The sequence below is a fragment of the Chitinophaga niabensis genome (assembly GCF_039545795.1).
GTDB lineage: Bacteria > Bacteroidota > Bacteroidia > Chitinophagales > Chitinophagaceae > Chitinophaga > Chitinophaga niabensis_B.
Map to the genome: position 1 here is coordinate 2,651,531 of NZ_CP154260.1, position 20,404 is coordinate 2,671,934.

A 20,404-nucleotide genomic window follows, 5' to 3' on the forward strand; every position below is an offset into this window, starting at 1 on the left:
GGCTGATCACAGACCAGCCTCCCCTCTATACAAAAGAAAAAATTACAGATTAGCGATCAGCTTCTCATTCAACGCAACATAATCATCATTTTTAGCTGCTTTTGCCAGTTCAATTGACTGCTGTGCAGTAGCTTTTGCACCCGCTTTATCACCCAGTCTTGCCTGGATCTTAGCCTTCAGGTGAAATACCCAGAAAGCTTTAGCATCTTCCTTAGTAGCCTGATCCGCCCAGGCTAATGCCTGTTTCAGGTCTTTACCGGATTCATAGTAGTACATTGCTGCACTGAAATAAGGTTTCTTCTCAGCATTCTTCATGGCCTGATCGATCTGTGCCATTACTTTGCCATCAATGTCAGCCGTGATCTCGATGGGCACCATGGTTTTTTCCCAGAGCAGCATCATCGTCATAGTGGTAGGGCGAACATTCTCGAAAGTGATCATGAATGATTCAACAGCAAAAGGCAATTCACTTGATTCCGTTTGGAAACGCACTACATCGTCTTCTTTTTTATAACCATCAATGCCCCAGTTCTTCACGCCTTTGTTGAGCACAATTTCCCAGCCGCTCCTGGAAGGAACAGTGTATAATGCATACTCACCTGCAGGTACAGCCTGGCCGTTCAGTTTAACATCTTCGCCAAAAGTGATCTTGGTTGCGTTGTTGGCACCGGTACGCCATAATTTGTCGTAAGGCACCAGGTCACCCATTACAGTACGGCCTTTAGCCAGTGGACGGGAATAAGTAACTTCCACAGCAGACAGTGCAAATTGCTGTTTGATGGTTTGCGTAGGACTGGGCGCCGGCATTTTTATACCCTGCGCCATAGAAGCAGATGCCGTTACCAGGCATACCGCTACAGCAGATAGAAATTGTTTCATAGTTGTATTATTTGGTGGTAAGAATTCTGCGCGAAAATAGGAAAGAAAACAACACAGCTGTTGTGAAACAAAGCTGAACTGAAGATTTTGGTACTTTAAATGAACTATTCTATCAATCCATTCCTGAATGCATACAGTACCAGGCCCACTGTATTCTTTACATTCAATTTTTCCAGCAGCTTCTGGCGAAGGCCTTCCACCGTACGCGGGCTCAGAAAGATCTTTTCGGAGATCTCCTGCGTGGTGAACTCATTGCAAATGAGTTTCAGTACTTCCAGCTCCCGGTCGCTGAGCTGTACCTCGTTCTTGAAAGTAGGTTTGAATTGCTGTTTGTTCTTGTGGAGTACTTTTTTAAGCAGGGCCAGGTTTACGTTCTCATTGAAGTAAAATCCTTTATCGAAAGTAGTGCAGATAGCTTCGTAGATCTCTTCCGGTTCACTGTTCTTGAGCAGGTAGGCATTGGCGCCATTCTCTACCAGGTGTACGATAAAATTATCGTCCTCATACATGGTGAGGATGATCACTTTCACCTGGGGATACTTTTCCCTTACCTTGATCGTGGCCTGGATGCCATCCATTTTAGGCATCTTCAGGTCCATAAGTATCACATCAGGCTGTTGCTGCTGCATGATCTCCAGCAGATGTTCTCCGTCTTCCGCTTCAAATACCACGCTGATATTCTCATAGGGCGTGAGCGTATTGATCACACCACTACGAAATATTTTATGGTCGTCCGCAATAGCGACTTTGATTGGCGGTTGCATATAGAGAATAAGTTTAACTGACTAAAACAGGCTGATAATTATCCACCCTGATCTCGGCAATAGTGCCTTTTGGTGAATTATTCGCAAAATTGATATTTCCGCCGATAATATTCAAGCGGCTTTCAATATTTTTAAGACCTAAATGTCCTGTTTTTTTACTGAATTCCGCCAGATCCGCTACTAATTTGCCATTTCCGTCATCTTCAACGCGAACGGTTAGCAGGCTGGGGGAGCTTTCGTAGATGATCTTTACATGATGCGCCTCTGCATGTTTGAGGATATTATTGATCAGTTCCTGCACAACCCTGTACACATTCAGGGCTTTTTCCCGGTCTACCGGGTAAGTTGTACCATCCGTACTGAAAGCGATCAGGATCTGTTTATTCTTGTTCATCAGGCTGGAGAAAGAATCCAGGGCATGGCTGAGGCCAAAATTTTCGAGGGTAGTGGGGTGGAGGCTTTGGGAGATGAAACGTAATTGTTGTATGATAGTATCTGTAAATTCCTTGGTTTCCTTTATTCGTTCTGCTTCTCCGTTGCTCGCCAGCTGCTGAAGATGGTTCAGGTTGAGTTTCAGCACTGATAACTGCGCCCCCACTTCATCATGAAGGTCTTCCGCTATCCGTTTACGCTCAATTTCCTGCCCCTGTAATACAGCCACAAGCCGTTCTTTCTGGATTTGAAGGTCTTTATCCTTCAGCTTCAGTTTATACTGAACTACCTGCTTTTGCTGTAATACAACCATTACCACAACAAAAATACCAAGGCTCAGCATGACGATGGTGCCTATTAATATTAATTGCAGTGTATTCATTTTCTGGCGGCTTTGAGTTTTACGAGCCCAATATAGAAAAGAATTGACTGAATAACACCTCCGCTCCATGTTAAAGCTGCCGTGATCCTGAATAAATTAATCGTGTAGTCAGTTGGAGGAGTCTTTTGCAGATAGTTGAAACAAAGGTCCAGCGGAAACGCGCAGCAAAGCGCTACAAATAATCCGGCATTGAACCAGAATGCTGGTAACTCGTTGATATAAATAGATTGCTCTATCAGACTTTCATCTTTCATCAATTGAAGGAAGAATATCACCCCGTAAATAATCAACAGGAAGGTACGGAAAGAAACAAAGATGGAATTGAAAAAAAGTGGTCCTTCCAGGAAAGAAATATCAACGATGCAGAGGATAGTGCTGATCACCAGCATTATATTTAAGATCTTCCGGGCATTGGGATTCTTCAGAACATGGCGGTAAAAGAATGTAAGTATGAAGAACTGTATGAGCATCATACCGGTAAGGAAAGGCATATTATTATGGAATACCCTGGCAAGAGTATCTAATACTACCCCCATAAATGCATTGGTTATGGCATAGATGAAGATTACCTTTTGCTCTTTATTGAGGAACCGGTAGTTTAAAAAGAAGGGGATCAGAAGCAGTAGCCTGATCCCCACCATGAAATAGTAAATATAGTGATGAAGATGCATTTAGTTCTTTATCCGTTACCTTTATCTGAGTTGATTGGATTGGCTTTCGGGCAATCGAACGGACAATAGATATCAGTGGTCAGGATATCATCAGCCGGTTCGTCCTTGGCAAATTGATTTTCGGCAGAAGGCAGAATGTCGTTACCGTCAGTATCTACTGCCACTAATACGAATTTCTTATCACGTTTGCCATCACCGTCAATGTCCAATCCATAATAGATACGAAGACCGGTGGCTTTATCTTTGTTCAATAATTCATTGATCTTATCCAGCCCGAAAAAACCAGCCAGAAGAGGATCTTTGTGTTTTTTACGATCGATCTGATCGATCCGGTAAGCCTGTGTTAGCTTGGCGCCTTTTACAAGGGAAATAAACTTCCCGGCGTCCTTGTTAAATTTAGACATGCGTGTCAATTTAAACTGTTTAAAATAGGTTGTCGGGGATTAAAATTATTACAAATTCTCATTTATAATACACCCTTGCTTATAATAACGCCTCCTGAAAAAAGCATTGAAAACCAATCACAATCTTTACCACTGCGGTTTTCAGCCGCTGGTTAGCTACCCAATGGCTACCCTGAATGCGTGGTTCTCCCCTCAAAATGCGTACTTCTACGTATTCCATATTTATAGGGACTTAACGCTTGACTGCAATACTATTCTTTTCAAACTTTGTAACGTGAAAAGGGCAAAAAGGAGGGTTGTTGAAACCGTGTTAATTCCAAAAATTTTACACGCACTCGGGCCTTTCTACCAATGTTTGTTTCGTTAGTATGCAGAGGGTTGGCTGGTTACCCTGAAACCAGTAAACGAAAACTAGTTACCCCCAAAATTGAAGAACCAAAATGTCGTCGCTATGAGTTATCTATTAATTGGAAACATCTCTGCGTTGATCAGTGAAGAATGTATTGAACCCTTGGCAAACGCGCGGATCCGGATCTACTTACCGGTTGCTGAATACAACAGTGAGGACCTGGCGCGCGGCATTTTTAAAGATCTCCGGCAGCTGTCTGAAAGGGATGTGCAAGCCAAAGCAGAACGCCTGTTGGCCGAATCGAAACTGGATGAAAGAGGAAATTTCAGCCTTGGCTGGGAAGACCTTCACCTGTTCACCGAACCGCTGGAAATGGATATTTGTCTTAACAGCGTACCCGGCAAACAGAGCAGCGGCCAACAGGACTGGATCCAGTACAACCTGAGCACCTTTGTGCCGCATTGGAAAAGATCCAAAGAGAAGTACCTCGCAGCCTTCGCCTACGTGGTACCTTCTGACATGTGGAGCAGGATCCGCGAAGATTTTGGAGCCTGGGTGATCACAGGAATGGTGAAACATAACGAGACCTACCAGGGGCTCGGTACCTATAGAGTGGAAGCTTATAACGCACATAATGATAAACTGCTGGGCTGGTGCCTGAGCAATGAATGTGGCAGATATAAACTGAACTTTTCAAGAAAGGATATCAGTGGCAGCAGATTGCTGTATATTATAAAGGACGATAAAGCAGGTTATAACCAGGGACCTGATGTTTATTTTAAGGTATATGATCAGAACCAGCTGGTCTGGAGTGAGAGTAAAGATATGGCCTTACAGCCTGAGCGGCAGCATATACCGCCTTGTACAAAATTGAATCTGTTCATCAAACCTCCGGGAGGAGAGAAGAAAGCAGCAAGGCTTACCGGTTGGTTCAATGATTTTATAAGTAATACCAAAACAAAAAGTCATTATAAAGACCTCTACGTCATGTAGGTCTTCGCCCAATGTTGGAAGCCCCAATATCTACAAAACAGCTACCTACCCTCAGCCAAGCCTCCAATGGTAGCTGTTTTTTTCTTCCCTATAGCTTAAGACATTAAAAACCTGGATGGTAATGCTGGAGCGTGTCGCGGAGGTACTGCCTGTCTAAATGCGTGTAGATCTCGGTAGTAGTGATGCTTTCATGCCCCAGCATCGCCTGTACCGCCCTCAGATCAGCTCCGCCTTCTACAAGGTGTGTGGCAAATGAATGGCGGAAGGTATGTGGTGAGATGGTTTTATGAATATTTGCCTGGGCAGCCAGGTCCTTTATAATAAGGAAGATCATCACCCGGCTGAGTGCACTGCCCCTCCGGTTCAGGAAAAGGATATCCTCCTGGCCTTTTTTAGGCAGCATTGCTTTTCTCGTTTCATTATAATATATGGTGATGTACTTCATGGCAGATTCCCCGATCGGTATCAGCCGTTCTTTATCCCCCTTTCCAATTACCCGGATATACTCCTCTTCAAAATGAAGCTGTGAGATCTTCAGAGATACCACCTCACTGACCCGTAATCCACAGCTGTACATGATTTCAAGGATAGCCTTGTTACGATGGCCCTCAGGTTTGCTGAGGTCTATCCGGCTGATCATATCTTCAATCTCCTGGAAACTTAAAAAATCGGGAAGCTTGCGGCGTGTTTTGGGCGCTTCCAGCAGTTGGCTAGGATCTTCCCTGATCATATCCTGGCTGAGAAGGAATCTGAAAAAAGCCCTGATCCCCGCAATGATCCTGGCCTGCGAAGTGGCCGTCATGCCCAGGGAAGCAATCCATTGCGCACAAGCCTGGAGATCATCCAGTGTAATTTGCTCCGGGGATACCGGTTTATCCACTGCCGCCAGATACTCTGTAAGCCGCTCTACATCACGGATATAAGCCTCAATCGTATTCTTTTCAAGAAACTTCTCGCTCTTTAAATAGGTATTAAAGCCCTTAATGTTGGATTCCCACATGGGGTGAAATTACGGATTTGGGTTGGGAATTGGGGCGAAGAGCCAGATGTTCGGGCTCACTGGAATTCTATCTTCACCCAGGTTTCCTGGAACGCCGTTTTCACTACAGAGCCATCTGCATTCTTTCCACCAACTATACCCGAAATAGTAAATGCCCTGCTATTCATTTTGTATTTAATATCATAAGTTTGGCCATTCATGGCAGTATTCCTGGCTTCGATAATCGTTTCTTTATAAAGCGTATCACTGAGCACCTTAAATTTTCCTTCAATGGTTTGTACCGAGCCTTCCGGGGTACAGATGTAAGACTGAAAAGAGGAGTCTCCAAATATTTTCAACGTAACCATTTTCGGCTTTCCATCTCCTTTCCCATAATTTAAGGACACGAGCTGCCAGACTCCTTTAAACCTGTTACTTAATACTTCATCTTTTGTAAATGAAGTAGTCACCATAATTACAAACAACAGCGCGAAATAGGATTTGATGTTCATTTTCATAACAAATGGATAAATGGGTTTTATTTGAAACAATATAATATTTTAATGCATCATATTAAAGATTTTACCAGCAAACAGTAACAAACGCATAACCATCGCCCAAAACGGCCACCAGTATCCTATTCACGATATCAAACCCTTCCGCCAATGGAAAATAAACATAATATGAAGAACCGGCTGTTTTTTTGTACAAAACTTTCTCTCAATCGAAATCGATTAAAGAAAATTAATTAAAATCCACTAAATTTTAGAAATAAACGAATAAAAAACCTGATTCTTTTACTACTTTTATGCCCGCTGAATTTTAGCAATAATGTTATATTGAAGCTTCATTTCAACCACAGTTATGTCGGATTCATCGCTAAAGAAAATACAAAAGCTGTTAGTAGCAAACCGCGGAGAGATCGCGGTACGGATTTTAAGAGCAGCATCGGAATTACGGATCAGGACCGTAGCCATCTTCACATATGAGGACCGCTACTCTTTACACCGCTATAAGGCGGACGAAGCCTATCAGATCGGAAAAGACGATGAACCACTCAAACCTTACCTGGACATCGAAGCCATCATCCACCTGGCCAAAACCCAGGAGGTAGATGCCATTCACCCCGGTTACGGTTTCCTCAGTGAAAACGTTCAGTTTGCACGCAGATGTAAAGAAGAAGGGATCATTTTCGTGGGCCCCGATCCTTCTGTAATGGACCAGCTGGGCGACAAAGTTGCCGCTAAAACCCTTGCCAGAAGAGTAGGAGTGCCCCTGATCGAAGACAGTGAAGCAGAACTGAAGGACCTGGCTACCGTGAAAACGGAAGCTGCCCGCATCGGTTTTCCCATTATCTTAAAAGCAGCATTCGGTGGCGGTGGCCGTGGTATGCGTGTTGTACATGCGGCAGATCAGCTGGAAAAAGCCTTCTCAGAAGCCAGGAGCGAAGCCGGAAAAGCTTTCGGTAACGACACCATCTTCATTGAAAAGTTCATTGAAGAACCCAAACACATTGAGGTGCAGCTCATGGGAGACAACCATGGCAACATCGTTCACCTCTATGAAAGAGATTGCTCTGTACAACGCCGTTTCCAGAAAGTAGTGGAAATAGCTCCATCACCCAACCTGCCCGTAGAAACAAGAGAAGAGATCTACGGATACGCGTTAGCCCTGGCCCGCGCCGTAAATTATAATAACGTAGGTACGGTAGAGTTCCTGGTAGACCGCCAGAACAAAGTTTACTTCATTGAAGTGAACCCCCGCATCCAGGTGGAACATACCGTTACGGAAGAAGTAACCGGTATCGACATCGTACGTTCCCAGATCCTTATCGCCAAAGGACATCATTTATCCGATCCCGAGATCTTCCTGAAAAACCAGGAAGACGTGAAGCTGAATGGTTTCGCCATCCAGTGCCGCGTTACAACAGAAGATCCGGAAAACAACTTCACACCGGATTACGGAACCGTAATTGCCTACCGCAATGCTGGTGGCTTTGGTATCCGCCTGGATGAAGGCAGTGCCTACTCCGGCGTAAAGATCTCTCCCTTCTTTGATTCCATGCTGGTGAAAGTAACTGCATCAGGCCGTACCCTTTCCGGTGCCGCCGGCCGTTTACACCGTACATTGAAGGAATTCAGGATCCGCGGGGTGAAAACCAATATCCGCTTCCTGGAAAACGTGATCACACACGATACTTTCCGCAAAGGAAACTGTACCGTTAGCTTCATCGACAAACATCCCGAACTGTTCAAACTCTCGCCGATAAGAGACAGGGCCACCAAAACCCTCATGTACCTGGCAGACGTTACCGTGAACGGGCATGTTGATGTAAAAGGAAAGAACGACAATAAACGTTTCCGCGTACCCACCATTCCGTCTTTCGATCCGCTGGCGCCTGTTCCAAAAGGCTCCCGCAACAAACTGGAAGAACTGGGCCGCGAACAGTTCGCACAATGGCTGCGCAACGAAAAGCCTGTTTATTTTACAGATACCACCTACAGGGATGCACACCAAAGTCTCCTTGCTACACGCGTACGTTCCAAAGATATATTAGCCGTAGCAGAAGGATACGCCCGCAACAACCCACAGATCTTTTCCATGGAAGTATGGGGTGGTGCTACCTTTGATGTGGCCATGCGCTTCCTGCATGAAGACCCATGGCGCAGGCTGCAGAACTTAAGGCAGGCCATGCCCAACGTACTGCTGCAAATGCTGTTCCGTGGCTCCAACGCAGTAGGTTATTCCGCTTACCCGGAAAACCTCATCGCTAAATTCATCGAAAAAGCAGCAGAGAACGGTATCGATATCTTCCGCATATTCGATTCCCTCAATGATATTGAAGCCATGACACCGAGTATCGGTTTCGTGCGCAACAATACCAACTCCCTCGCACAGGCAGCTATTAGCTACACCGGCGATCTGTTGAATAAAGACAATAAGAAGTATACCCTGGATTATTACATCACCCTCGCTAAACGTTTGGAAGATGCAGGCGCACACATGCTCTGTATCAAAGACATGGCAGGATTGCTGAAACCCCAGGCCGCAACAGTTCTGGTAGGTGCATTGAAAGATGCTGTAAAACTCCCTATCGTACTGCATACACATGATACCGCATCCGTTCAGGCAGCTTCTTACCTTAAAGCTATCGAAGCTGGTGTGAACGTGGTAGATTGTGCTATTGCTTCTCTGAGTGGTCTTACTTCCCAGCCCAATCTCAATTCCATGGCTGCCATCCTGGAAGGGCATGAGCGCAGCCAGCCCATGAACCTGCATTCCCTGAATGAATACAGCAATTACTGGGAAGATGTACGTGAGTATTATTATCCTTTTGAATCAGATATGAAAGCCGGAACGGCCCAGGTATATGAGAACGAGATCCCTGGTGGTCAGTACTCAAACCTCCGCCAGCAGGCTGAATCACTGGGTCTTGGAGATAAACTGGAAACCATCAAGCATAACTATGCCGTGGTGAACCAGCTCTTCGGCGACATCGTGAAAGTAACGCCCAGCTCTAAAGTAGTAGGGGACATGGCCCTGTTCATGACCTCCAACAACCTTACAGCTGAAGAAGTATTGGACGAAACCCGCAACCTGGCATTCCCTGCCTCCGTACAAGGTTTCTTCAAAGGCGAGATCGGTTTCCCTTACGGCGGATTCCCCGAAAAACTGCAAAAGATCGTACTGAAAGGGCAGAAGCCCCTCACCGGAAAACCCAACGGCCATTTACCACCCGTTGATTTCGACAGTGACTTTGCCGCCTTCCAGCTCAAATATCCGCTGGCTGAATTCCTCGATTACCTCAGCTACCACATGTTCCCGAAAGTATTCGAAGAATACTATGAACATGCACAGGTATACGGCAACGTGGAAGCCATCCCAACACCTGCGTTCTTCTACGGATTGCGCCTGGGTGAAGAGATCCTCATCACTTTAGGCAAAGGCAAAACCATCATCGTAAAACTCGTGTATGTATTGCCTGCAGACGAAAGCGGCATGCGCACCGTGGTATTTGAACTGAATGGTTACACCCGCCGTGTACAGATCAGGGACAAAGCCGTAAAAAGCGAAGTACCCGTAAATAAGAAAGTAGGTAATCCGGAAATAGAAGTAGGCGCACCTTTACAGGGCAAGCTATCCAAACTGCTTGTAAAAGCAGGAGACAGCATCAGCGCCAACACGCCACTCTTCATCATCGAAGCCATGAAGATGGAAACTACCGTAACGGCTACACGAGACTCTAAAGTAAAAACAATTCATCTCCGCGAAGGCACCATGGTCCAGCAGGACGATCTGGTGGTAGAGCTGGATGCGTAAAAAAAAGAGGGGTATCAACTGAATGATACCCCTCTTTTTTTTATTCTTTCAGACCTTCATACATGATCCTGATATTATTGATGACAGATGCAGGATCGTCCCAGTGTATATAATGTCCGGCATTGGTGAGATAAATAAGCGTCCCGCCTTTGCCTGATGAATACATCAGTTTTTTCCAGCGTTCCATGTTTGCGTTGTTCTTTATATGAAAAAAGGCTTCCTGGTCGAAATCCTTACTCCTTTGGGCCGGAGGAACTTCAAATTTCCCACCAACGAAAAAGTAAATTGGAACATTGGGTAAAGGTAATTTCGATACCTCGGCGAAATCTGTTTTCCTCAGATCATTTAAGATCTGCCTTTCACTCCAGGGGCCAAAATTCATTGAATCAACTGTTGTTTTTTGCTGATAAAGACGATTGTATAACATTTCGTCAATTTTCTTTTCCGGAACACCCATTGTTCTGAAAATAGCATTCCAGTCATTTTTGGTTTCTGTAAAATCCGCAGGATCAATAAAAACCAGGCCTGATATCTCATTGGGATAAAACCCGGCAAAGCTTCTGATATATACTCCTCCGAGCGAGTGCCCGACTAATATATAGGGTGGCGCTATCTTTAAAGTCTTTAGGATCTCATGCAGATTTTCAGATACAAACTGAACGGTAGGCATTTTAAAAACTTTATCACTCTTGCCTATTCCAGCCCTGTCGTATGCAAAAACAGGCCCGAATGACGACACCTGCTCCAGTACTTTTTTCCAATTCCCCAGATCAACCCCCATTCCATTTTCAAAAATTACAGCTGGCACATTTTTCCCTCTGTTTTCAAATCCTTTTACAAAAACATGGTAGTTATTTCCATTTACAGTAACTAACTTTTCTTGTGCAGTCGAAAAGAATGAAATCGTGATCAGGTATAAAAGGAAAACTGTTCTCATTGTTGCAGAATTAATTAAGAATGATGTGGTTGTCTTCAAGCTGTTTCCTAAACTACTACTTCAATCTGGTATTTACAAATCCTCTCAGATCAGTTTCCCGAACCTTTCATGAAAAGTTGTCTCTAACATCTCCCTGTGATCAGGATGTGAAATACTGATCAGCAACCGCGCACGCTGCTCCAGGTTCCTGCCGTAAAGGTTCACAATTCCCTGTTCCGTGATAATATAATGTACATGCCCCCGCGTAGTAACAACTCCCGCACCAGGCTTCAATTGTGGAACGATCCGGGAAATACCTTTGTTCGTTACGGATGGCAATGCGATGATCGGTTTACCTCCTTCAGAAAGAGAAGCGCCCCGCATAAAATCCATCTGTCCACCAATATCGGAGTACTGATAGGTGCTACAGATAAAACAGCATACATTTCACCGGCATACTTTCGGGCAATCGTGTTATATTCCTTTTTCGCTGATGCTTTTATCGGAGTACTGATAGGTGCTACAGATAAAACAGCATACATTTCACCGGCATACTTTCGGGCAATCGTGTTATATTCCTTTTTCGCTGATGCTTTTGCCGTTGGATGCCGGTGCGGTTGCCTGCAGTTTGTATTCGCCCGGTTCATGTATGTTAAAAGTTACTTCACCGTTTTCGTCTGTCATTACATTGATGGCACCCCAACCACTGCCCGGGCTCGGGTTTTTGCCTCCCTTAACGATGATGCCGCCGATAGGGTTTCCCGCCACTATATTAATGGCTGGTGTTTCATTTTTTCTGCCGGCGGTATAAGTTCGCACACCTGTTCTTTTTGTTGATGCCTTAACGCCTTGTTCATTGCCTGAAGGTTCCGGAGCAGTGAACTGTAATTTGTATTCGCCCGCTTCTGTTGCAGTAAAGATCACTTCTCCATTTTCATTGGTAGTTAAATTGATGGCATTGCCACCGGGATTTTTACCGCCTTTTACAATAATACCACCAATGGGATTGCCGGGAAGTGCTAATGCTGCGGCATTAATACTTTTCACCCCTTTTGTACTAATGCTTTTACCATTTTGATCTATTATTTTTATTTCTTCGGGTAAGGGTGTTAATGTTGATCTTTCAGGACAAAGAACACACATACAAAAACCATTCACACAGGTGCAGTCATATGTTGTACCATTGCAGGTTGTAGTGGTGCAATCTGCACATCCTGATTGCCTGTTTACAGGATTTCCGGAAGGAAGGGAAATAATCGCGGCCAGATCATCCTGGTTTCCGAGGTATATATAAGATCTGCCGGCTTTGGTAATAGATACTTTTTGACCTTTCAGATCGCCTGGCGTTAATGCTTCTTTAAACAGGTCCGGTTTTAGTTGTGGTATACCGTCTTTGGTAACGAAAAGGTTATTTAAAAGATCAGTTTTGGTTTTCTCTAATTCTTCAGGAGTTTGTGCTGCAGTTTTAGCATAAGAATTAGAAACCGCACCACCAGGTTTGATGGCCTTGGGCTTATGTGTTCTTTTTCCGATTGCGAGAGAAAGCCCGATGTTAATTTCTACTGCTTTGTATTTACTGCTATTGTTTGCAGCAGACCAGGACCCGTTTTGCATTTGCTGGGGTTCATAAGAATTATTAGGATTAAAACCACCTTGCGGTACCCAATTCTCCGTAGTCCATTTTATATCCGGTCCTATTATGTATGCAGAACTCGCAAACAATGACAGTGCTGGTGTAAGGCTGTAGCCGATCTTCAATGCTGGCTTAAAGACCATGCCGCCGGAGTTTTGTTTTTGCCTTTTTACAAGGTCTTTGTTTTGTGATTGCCCGTTAGCGGTGTAAGCCCCGGTCTGGGTAAATCCTTGTAGTGTAAAACCAGAATAACCCGTACTTACCACTGGCGAAATATAAGCTCTGCCCAACCCAAACATAGCCTGTACGCCAAGCAGCCCTGAAAAATTGCTGGAAATTGAGCCGCCTTTTTCAGTAGAAACGGTATGGGTAGCTGAGTAAACGGGGTATCGGTTTGCCACCGCAATATTGTCCGGCGAACTATTTTTAACCCCGGAATAATTGCCGCTGATATTGATGCCTAGTGCAAATCCGCTTCCTTTCACACTACCGTCCCGGCCTTTGCGGTAAAATGGCAGGAAAGCATCTGCCTGTACATCAAACCCATTCTGCAATTGATCGTTTTGAGTGAAAATTCCTCCTGCAGACAAGCTAATGCGCGTGTGATTGCTCCGGGAAGCGTTTTGATTAAATATTTTGGTTTGCTGTGCAAAGCTGATCTGCATTGAAACCAGTATGAGGGCTAAAGTAATTTTGGCTTTCATCTTTCAAAGTGGTTTAGTACAGTTGTATATCAACGACTTTGACCGGATGTTACCCTGTAGAAACAAAAAAGCCCCGATGGAATCCCACCGGAGCTTCTTCAACATTATTTGTCAAACTAGAATTTCTCCAAACCGCTGAAGAAGAAGTTCCCTTCAATCTCCGCATTCTCATCAGAATCAGAGCCATGCACCGCATTCCTACCGATAGACTCAGCATAGATCTTACGGATAGTACCTTCTTCAGCCTGAGCAGGATTTGTAGCCCCGATCAGTTTACGGAAATCCTCTACGGCATTGCTCTTCTCCAGGATAGCAGCAACAATATGCCCGCTACTCATGAATTCAACCAACTCACCATAAAAAGGTCTCTCTTTGTGTACAGCATAAAACTCACCCGCTTTCTCAGCAGAAAGTTTCGTTTGCTTCATTGCTACGATCCTGAAACCTGCTGCGCAGATCTTATCAAGGATACCTCCGATATGTCCGTTTTCAACGGCATCGGGCTTGATCATGGTAAATGTTCTGTTACTCATATTGTGAATTAGTCGTTTTTTCAGATTTAAAGCCAAGGGGTTTCGCGCGCAAAAGTAAACAGTTTTTGTTAAGCAGTAAAAAATTTTGAAATACTGGTTCAAATGAAGAACTTCGCACTTCATTTGCCTGAACGAAAACAGGCTATTTATAACAGCTTGTAAATTAAAATTCTAGCGTTTTTTGGAATGAAGCCAATCGAGGAAATTAAACCGTTACTGGAAAGCCCCAAGAAAGTGGTGGTCACCATGCACCAGAAGCCCGATGCAGACGCGATGGGCTCGTCATTAGCGATGTGCCACTACCTACGCCGCAAAGGCCACGATGTAACGGTAATATCGCCCACTAATTTCCCTGATTTCCTCAAATGGATGCCTGGTAGCGATACCGTCCTCGATTTTGAGTCTGCTCAGGAAAAATCCATCAAGGCCCTGGAAGGAGTGGAGCTCCTTTTCTGCCTGGATTTCAATACCATGAGCCGCACCAAAACAATGGAGCCCTACCTGGAAAAGCTCCAATGCGTAAAGATCCTCATAGACCACCACCTGGAACCACAGCCGGGTTTCGACTATGGTATCAGCGATACCACCGCCGCTTCCACTGCCCAACTGGTCTACGAGATCATCTATCGCCTTGGGGATGAACATTATATAGATAATGACATCGCCCAATGCATCTACGCCGGCACCATGACTGACACCGGTTCTTTCCGTTTCGCCAGTACCTCAGCCCGTGTTCACCGAATGGTGGCCGATCTGCTGGAAAGAGGCCTCGAACACGAACTCATCCACCAGGCCATATACGATAACTTCCTGGAAAACAGGCTCCGCTTCATCGGCCACAGCCTGCTGAACCGCATGGAAGTCTATTATGAAGCCAATACAGCCATCATGGCCATCCCCTACAGCGACCTGAAAAGGTTCGATCTGCAAACCGGGGACACAGAAGGCCTGGTAAATTTCCTTTTGTCCATCCAAGGCATTAAATTAGCGGCTCTGATTATCGACCGGAATTCAGAAGTAAAACTCTCTTTCCGTTCAAAAGGTAATTTCGACGTGAATACCTTCGCACGTAAATATTTTGAAGGAGGAGGCCATTTTCATGCATCCGGTGGCAGGAGCACCGATTCGCTCGAAAGAACAGTTCAACGTTTCCTGAAGGCCATGCATGAGAATGAAGATATTTTGCAATAGACTCACTTAATACAATCAAATGAAAAAGAACAACCTGTTACTTTTTGCTTCACTGGGCTTGCTGCTGGCAAGTTGTGGTAAAAGCGGCCCGAGAAAAACACCAAGCGGCATCGAATATACCGTTGCCAAACAAGGTAAAGGAGACAAACTGAAAGTAGGCGATACCATCCTGGTATATTTCGCTTCTTATCTGAATGATTCTCTCCTGATGAAATCAAGGGACCAATCTCCTAACGCTATCCCTATGATCGTTCAGAAATCTACTGTTAAGTGGGACCTGATGGACGGCTTCGCTGAACTGTCTGAAGGAGACAGCGCGATCTTCGTTCTCCCGATCGATTCTATGCCAGCAGAACAAAGACCTCCGTTCGCAAAACCAGGCGACAAAATGAATGTTCATTTCATCGTGGAAGGCATCTATTCTTCAGCTAAGCAAACTGCTAAAGACGAAGTAGCTATTAAGGAGTATATCGACAAGAATAAACTGAAAACCACTAAATCCCCTAAAGGTGTTTATATCGCTGTAACCCAGGAAGGTACCGGCGAACAACCTAAGAACGGAGATGTGGTTTCTGTAAACTATACTGGTAAACTGCTGGATGGTACCGTGTTTGATTCAAACACTGATTCCACTATCCGCCCGGGTATGCCATTAGAGCCATTAACCTTCCCTGTTGGTCAGGGCCGTGTTATTCCAGGATGGGACGATGCACTCGCTCAACTGAAAAAAGGTTCTAAAGCTACTATCGTAATCCCGTCTGCTTTAGCTTACGGTTTACAAGGCCAGGGTCAAACCATCAAGAGCAACAGCGTTCTCGTTTTCAACGTAGAACTGGTTGATGTTAAACCTGCTGAAGCGCCGGCTCCTGCACCAGCTGTTGAAGCAGCTCCTGCTGCACCTGCACCTAAAAAGTAATCTGTTACAGATATAACAAAAAAGGCTGGTCTTTAAGATCAGCCTTTTTTGTTATATTAGGCTATGGGTACAAACGGCGCAGGTGTTGCGTTTAAAGTCAACACAGGAAAATTCCAGCTAAAAAAAGTAGTGAAGGATCTCTTTGGTGAATCCTTTGAAGATCATAACGGGCACTTCTTTGATATCAGACGCCCGGACAGTGTATATGCCGTAAAGACCAAAGACCTGGTTGTGCTCTGCAACTCAGACTTTGCCGGGGAATTTTTCAAAAACCAGGAAACATCCACTATAAAAAAATACCTGGACTATTTCTCGGACCCTGAATTGGTCTTTGCTTATGAAGAGTATGATAGCAGTGAATCTTATTCCTACTCGCTGATCTATAACGGAGTAGTTAAAAGACAGCTCTTTAGCCGGTATCGTAAAGCGGTCATTGATTTCGGTCCTCCGGAACGAACGGAACTGAAATGGGAGCATGCGGTAACATATAGGGAGGAGGAAGAGAAAGGAGAGGAAGGCATGCTGGTTTATATAGATCCGGAGAACGGTTATCTGTGTTCTGAACCATTCTTATACCAAAGAAAATTACAGGAGCTGATGATGGAAAAGCTGGGATTCACCAACTGGGATCTGGGTGTGGGTGATTCTATTATAGAAAAAGGATATTTTAAAAAGACCTGACATCACTCAGCTCAGCATATGTGCTAATATAGAAGAACATTTCTCCCTGCAGGGTGCATAAAACTCCCCATGTTTCCAGTGATCGGACCTGGTAGATGATCCCCACCAGAATTCTGCCAGCGCCAATGGTTCCATCTTATGCTGATAAGCATATTGCAAAAGCTTCGGCCCCGCACATTCTCCCGCACCAGCAGGAGGGTTTCTATCCCCAAATATTTCAATCAGGCTTTTAGACTCCCCTAACTTATTCAGGAAATGATACTGTTCAAAGATCCTGTACTGTAAAGAAGTAGAATGATCTTTCCTGAGTACTTTAAGCAACTCCACCTGTACTGCATCCGTTTCAGGGGAATTGATCTCCTCATTGATCCGGGTAAGTTTTGTCATTCCCTCATTCACAAATCCGCCATCCACCAATCCATCAAACACAGGTGGCACAAATCCCTCGTGATGATTCTCTCCGGCCAGTTTCCCCGAAAATGCGGACAGGTAACCCAATTCCCCCGTTTCCGTTCTCACTACCAATACCCCGAACATTTTCCCCGCCCATTCCTGCTGATGCTTTAAATGCAACTGCAACTCACTGACAGCCAGTAAACTAAGAGGGTGGAGGGCATTATCCAGTGAAAACGTCAGTCCTTCTGCTAACTGCTGAACAGCAAGAGATGTTTGAAAAGGACGAAAAGCTGCAGCAGTGTTCATATAAAATCCCCAAAGGTCCGCAAAGGTACCTCATTCACTCAGAAAATCCCTCCAATCCCCTTCAAAACAACCTCAAAAGAAGCACTTTCATTGTACTCTCAGAACACTGACATAGGTTCAATATAGGTTTAAATTAGGTTTAAAATAAGTTTTGATATCTGGTATCTTATACTTACCTTAGTGTTGTTATGGCAATATCAAGAAGTGTAATTCTTAAAAAGGCAAGCGGAACTTTCGCAAACGAATTCGTACTGCGCCAGCGGAACGGGAAAACCGTTATCTGCAAGATGCCCAAGCCATATCCTCCTAAAACCGCCAATCAACTGGCCAACCAGGAGCGTTTCAAAAAAGCCAACAACTTCGCAAAAGCAGCCATCAAGGACCCAGCGAAAAAAGCACACTACAAATCAATAGCCAAACCCGGCCAAAGTGCTTTCAACGCAGCGTTTCAGGATGCTTATCATAAACCGGAAGTAACGGTCTCCAAACAAGACCAGAAGATCATCATCAAAACAAAAGGGAAACACCGTATAGAGAAAGTGAAAGTGGGAGAGCGCTTCGCCGTATTAAAAAATGAACAGTGGGAGTATGAATTCAAACAACCCGGCGAACTACTGAGAATACTGGTGTACGATGTTGCCGGCAATATCTGCCCGGTGGAGATACAAACTTAGAACATATCATGTCCTCGTGAAATACTAATCCATTAAATAAAGAGGGCGTCCAACAGAACGCCCTCTTTCAAGACAAAGTTTATTACGGAGCCTGGTATCAAGGCCTCCTCTTACAGGTTTATTTTTTGCAGATCAATTCAAAGGCATCCCTTCTTCACGTTCACAACTAAGTCAAAATTCTTACTTGTCCTCTCAAAGGCACTCGTTCTTCACGTTCATAACTAAATCAAAATTCTTACTTGTCTTCTCAAAGGCACTCGTTCTTCACGTTCATAACCAAGTCTAAATTCTTACTTGTCCTCTCAAAGGCACTCGTTCTTCACGTTCATAACCAAGTCTAAATTCTTACTTGTCTTCTCAAAGGCACTCGTTCTTCACGTTCACAACTAAATCAAAATTCTTACTTGTCCTCTCAAAGGCACTCGTTCTTCACGTTCATAACCAAGTCTAAATTCTTACCTGTCCTTTCAAAAGGCACCCTTCTGCATATCAATTCTCAATCCAAAAACTTCTTCCTCACCATTTCATCCGGTACCATACACTGGTCCTTCTTCCCAAACCACCTATACCTGTTCTTTGCAATCCAGTTATACAAACTGTCCCGCAAGCCAACCGGTAATACTATTCCCACATACAACAGGTTAAAAGGAAAACCCAGCCTTCGCAACACCCTCAACACCGCCGTACTCCGCGTATAGGCCTTATCGTTATCTATCAGCACAAAGGAATCCATCTTCTCCGTATCCAATGCAAACCGCTTTAACAACGCTTGCCCGGCAGCAGACTGCAAAGGAGCAAACTTAAACCGGTCGTGCTTATCATGCCTGATGACAACGTTCACACTGCCGTTGCAGAATTTACAAACACCGTCAAACAGGATGATCCGGCTCAATGGATACCGGTATAATTATGAGGTGTGATAGCTTTCAGTTCTTTCTTCAAGGTAGCGCTGATCTTCAGTCCATCAATGAATTTGAGCATTGTTTTCTGCGTGATCTGCTCCCCGTTACGCGTTAATTCTTTCAACGCTTCATAAGGCTGCGGATAATTCTCACGGCGCAAAACAGTTTGTATCGCTTCTGCAACAACTGCCCAGTTATTCTCCAGGTCCGCCTGTAATTTCGCAGCATTGAGGATCAGCTTGCCCAATCCTTTTTCAAGGGATTTAACAGCCAATACCGTATGTGCCATTGGCACACCAACATTGCGGAGTACAGTGGAATCCGTCAGGTCACGCTGCAGGCGGGAGATAGGAAGTTTAGCACTTAAGTGTTCAAACAAAGCATTCGCCAGGCCAAGGTTGCCTTCTGCATTTTCAAAGTCGATGGGGTTTACTTTATGCGGCATCGCAGAAGAACCCACTTCGTTCTTTTTGATCTTCTGTTTGAAGTAATCCATGGAGATATAGGTCCACACATCACGTGCAAAATCCACGAGGATATTGTTCACACGTTTCAAGGTATCAAACTGTGCGGAAAGATTATCGTAATGTTCAATCTGTGTGGTGTATTGCATCCTTTGCAGTCCTAATACCCCGTTCACAAACTTATTCCCGAACTTCTCCCAGTTAATGGAAGGGAAGGCAACATGATGTGCATTGAAATTCCCTGTTGCTCCACCAAACTTAGCCGCAAAAGGTATCTGGCCTAATAATTTGATCTGTCCTTCGAGTCTTTCTACAAACACCAGGATCTCTTTACCTAAACGGGTAGGAGATGCAGGCTGACCATGTGTTCTGGCCAGCATCGGTACAGCTTTCCATTCTTTTGCCAGTTTCTTCAGGTGAATGATCAGGTTGGAGATGGCAGGCAGGTAAACATGCTCTACCGCTTCCTTCCAGAGCAGGGGAGTAGCTGTGTTGTTCACATCCTGGGAAGTAAGGCCGAAGTGGATCCACTCCAGTTTATCTTCCAGCCCCAGGGCCTTCAGTTCATTTTTCAGGAAATATTCCACTGCTTTAACATCGTGGTTGGTGATCTTTTCTGTATCCTTTACCAGCTGAGCATTTTCAATGGTGAAAGATTGATAGATGTTCCTTAAAGCAGGGATCCTGGCTTTGGGCAGTGTAAAAAGCTTCTGGTCCGCCAGGGCTATGAAATATTCTACCTCTACCTGTACACGGTAGCGTATCAACGCAAACTCGGAAAAATAGGGGGCCAGTTCTTCCAATTGTCCTCTGTAACGCCCGTCTACCGGGGAAATAGCAGTTAAAGCTTGTAATTGCATCATATTTTAATTAACCGGTCAATATAGCCCCTGGCATTAGTTTGCAGGAATTACT

At 44.7% G+C, this 20,404-nt stretch carries 20 protein-coding genes; 6 read left to right on the plus strand and 14 right to left on the minus strand.

Annotation, left to right across the window (positions count from 1 at the left end):
• Positions 1-42 precede the first annotated feature (42 nt).
• From AAHN97_RS10415 to AAHN97_RS10435, 5 genes are all read right to left on the minus strand, one after another.
• Positions 43-879 (minus strand): DUF2911 domain-containing protein, encoded by an 837-nt coding sequence (locus AAHN97_RS10415; protein ID WP_343307539.1) that lies wholly within the window; start codon positions 877-879, stop codon positions 43-45.
• Positions 880-983: 104 nt separating this feature from the next.
• Positions 984-1,643: a response regulator transcription factor gene (locus tag AAHN97_RS10420; RefSeq protein ID WP_343307540.1), complete on the minus strand. Its 660-nt coding sequence runs from the start codon at positions 1,641-1,643 to the stop codon at positions 984-986.
• A 13-nt stretch (positions 1,644-1,656) separates the two neighbouring features.
• Positions 1,657-2,457 (minus strand): sensor histidine kinase, encoded by an 801-nt coding sequence (locus tag AAHN97_RS10425; protein WP_343307541.1) that lies wholly within the window; start codon positions 2,455-2,457, stop codon positions 1,657-1,659.
• Positions 2,454-3,128: a hypothetical protein gene (locus tag AAHN97_RS10430; protein WP_343307542.1), complete on the minus strand. Its 675-nt coding sequence runs from the start codon at positions 3,126-3,128 to the stop codon at positions 2,454-2,456. Before AAHN97_RS10430 ends, AAHN97_RS10425 begins: the two co-directional genes overlap by 4 nt.
• A gap of 8 nt (positions 3,129-3,136) precedes the next feature.
• On the minus strand, positions 3,137-3,532 hold the full coding sequence (locus AAHN97_RS10435) for a hypothetical protein (protein WP_343307544.1): 396 nt from the start codon (positions 3,530-3,532) through the stop codon (positions 3,137-3,139).
• A gap of 451 nt (positions 3,533-3,983) precedes the next feature.
• Between AAHN97_RS10435 and AAHN97_RS10440 the strand changes: the two genes are divergently transcribed.
• Positions 3,984-4,874, plus strand: a complete 891-nt coding sequence (locus tag AAHN97_RS10440; RefSeq protein ID WP_343307545.1) for a hypothetical protein — start codon at positions 3,984-3,986, stop codon at positions 4,872-4,874.
• Positions 4,875-4,977: 103 nt separating this feature from the next.
• Here AAHN97_RS10440 and xerD read toward each other — a convergent pair whose 3' ends face one another.
• The gene (gene xerD / locus AAHN97_RS10445; RefSeq protein ID WP_343307546.1) at positions 4,978-5,874 is read right to left on the minus strand and encodes a site-specific tyrosine recombinase XerD; all 897 of its coding nucleotides are present in this window, start codon (positions 5,872-5,874) and stop codon (positions 4,978-4,980) included.
• Positions 5,875-5,930: 56 nt separating this feature from the next.
• Positions 5,931-6,371 carry a DUF4488 domain-containing protein gene (locus AAHN97_RS10450; RefSeq protein WP_343307547.1) on the minus strand — a complete coding sequence of 147 codons (441 nt, stop codon included), beginning with the start codon at positions 6,369-6,371 and terminating at the stop codon, positions 5,931-5,933.
• Between the two features lie 346 nt (positions 6,372-6,717).
• Here AAHN97_RS10450 and AAHN97_RS10455 point away from each other — a divergent pair, with 346 nt between their 5' ends.
• Complete coding sequence (locus AAHN97_RS10455; RefSeq protein ID WP_343307548.1) at positions 6,718-10,173, plus strand: pyruvate carboxylase; 3,456 nt, start codon at positions 6,718-6,720, stop codon at positions 10,171-10,173.
• Positions 10,174-10,213: 40 nt separating this feature from the next.
• Here the strand turns inward: AAHN97_RS10455 and AAHN97_RS10460 are convergent, their stop codons facing one another.
• The 4 genes from AAHN97_RS10460 to AAHN97_RS10475 form a co-directional block, all read right to left on the minus strand.
• Positions 10,214-11,110, minus strand: coding sequence for an alpha/beta fold hydrolase (locus AAHN97_RS10460; protein WP_343307549.1), 897 nt, complete (start codon positions 11,108-11,110; stop codon positions 10,214-10,216).
• Positions 11,111-11,194: 84 nt separating this feature from the next.
• Positions 11,195-11,521 (minus strand): acetyl-CoA hydrolase/transferase C-terminal domain-containing protein, encoded by a 327-nt coding sequence (locus tag AAHN97_RS10465; protein WP_343308272.1) that lies wholly within the window; start codon positions 11,519-11,521, stop codon positions 11,195-11,197.
• Between the two features lie 138 nt (positions 11,522-11,659).
• Entirely contained in the window at positions 11,660-13,426 is a 1,767-nt protein-coding gene (locus tag AAHN97_RS10470; RefSeq protein ID WP_343307551.1) for a hypothetical protein, read from the minus strand.
• 116 nt (positions 13,427-13,542) lie between these two features.
• Positions 13,543-13,959: a nucleoside-diphosphate kinase gene (locus AAHN97_RS10475; RefSeq protein WP_074238534.1), complete on the minus strand. Its 417-nt coding sequence runs from the start codon at positions 13,957-13,959 to the stop codon at positions 13,543-13,545.
• Between the two features lie 186 nt (positions 13,960-14,145).
• Between AAHN97_RS10475 and AAHN97_RS10480 the strand changes: the two genes are divergently transcribed.
• The 3 genes from AAHN97_RS10480 to AAHN97_RS10490 all read left to right on the plus strand — a co-directional run bounded on the left by AAHN97_RS10480 (position 14,146) and on the right by AAHN97_RS10490 (position 16,747).
• On the plus strand, positions 14,146-15,150 hold the full coding sequence (locus AAHN97_RS10480; RefSeq protein WP_343307552.1) for a DHH family phosphoesterase: 1,005 nt from the start codon (positions 14,146-14,148) through the stop codon (positions 15,148-15,150).
• Between the two features lie 19 nt (positions 15,151-15,169).
• Entirely contained in the window at positions 15,170-16,066 is an 897-nt protein-coding gene (locus AAHN97_RS10485) for an FKBP-type peptidyl-prolyl cis-trans isomerase (RefSeq protein ID WP_343307553.1), read from the plus strand.
• A gap of 63 nt (positions 16,067-16,129) precedes the next feature.
• Positions 16,130-16,747: a hypothetical protein gene (locus AAHN97_RS10490; protein WP_343307554.1), complete on the plus strand. Its 618-nt coding sequence runs from the start codon at positions 16,130-16,132 to the stop codon at positions 16,745-16,747.
• A gap of 6 nt (positions 16,748-16,753) precedes the next feature.
• Here AAHN97_RS10490 and AAHN97_RS10495 read toward each other — a convergent pair whose 3' ends face one another.
• The gene (locus AAHN97_RS10495; RefSeq protein ID WP_343307555.1) at positions 16,754-17,449 is read right to left on the minus strand and encodes a pseudouridylate synthase; all 696 of its coding nucleotides are present in this window, start codon (positions 17,447-17,449) and stop codon (positions 16,754-16,756) included.
• Positions 17,450-17,637: 188 nt separating this feature from the next.
• Between AAHN97_RS10495 and AAHN97_RS10500 the strand changes: the two genes are divergently transcribed.
• On the plus strand, positions 17,638-18,123 hold the full coding sequence (locus AAHN97_RS10500; RefSeq protein ID WP_343307556.1) for a hypothetical protein: 486 nt from the start codon (positions 17,638-17,640) through the stop codon (positions 18,121-18,123).
• A gap of 496 nt (positions 18,124-18,619) precedes the next feature.
• Here the strand turns inward: AAHN97_RS10500 and AAHN97_RS10505 are convergent, their stop codons facing one another.
• Both AAHN97_RS10505 and purB read right to left on the minus strand, forming a co-directional pair.
• Positions 18,620-19,015 carry a thiol-disulfide oxidoreductase DCC family protein gene (locus tag AAHN97_RS10505; RefSeq protein ID WP_343307557.1) on the minus strand — a complete coding sequence of 132 codons (396 nt, stop codon included), beginning with the start codon at positions 19,013-19,015 and terminating at the stop codon, positions 18,620-18,622.
• Positions 19,012-20,352: an adenylosuccinate lyase gene (purB, locus tag AAHN97_RS10510; RefSeq protein ID WP_343307558.1), complete on the minus strand. Its 1,341-nt coding sequence runs from the start codon at positions 20,350-20,352 to the stop codon at positions 19,012-19,014. The genes AAHN97_RS10505 and purB overlap by 4 nt, the downstream gene beginning before the upstream one ends.
• Positions 20,353-20,404 lie beyond the last annotated feature (52 nt).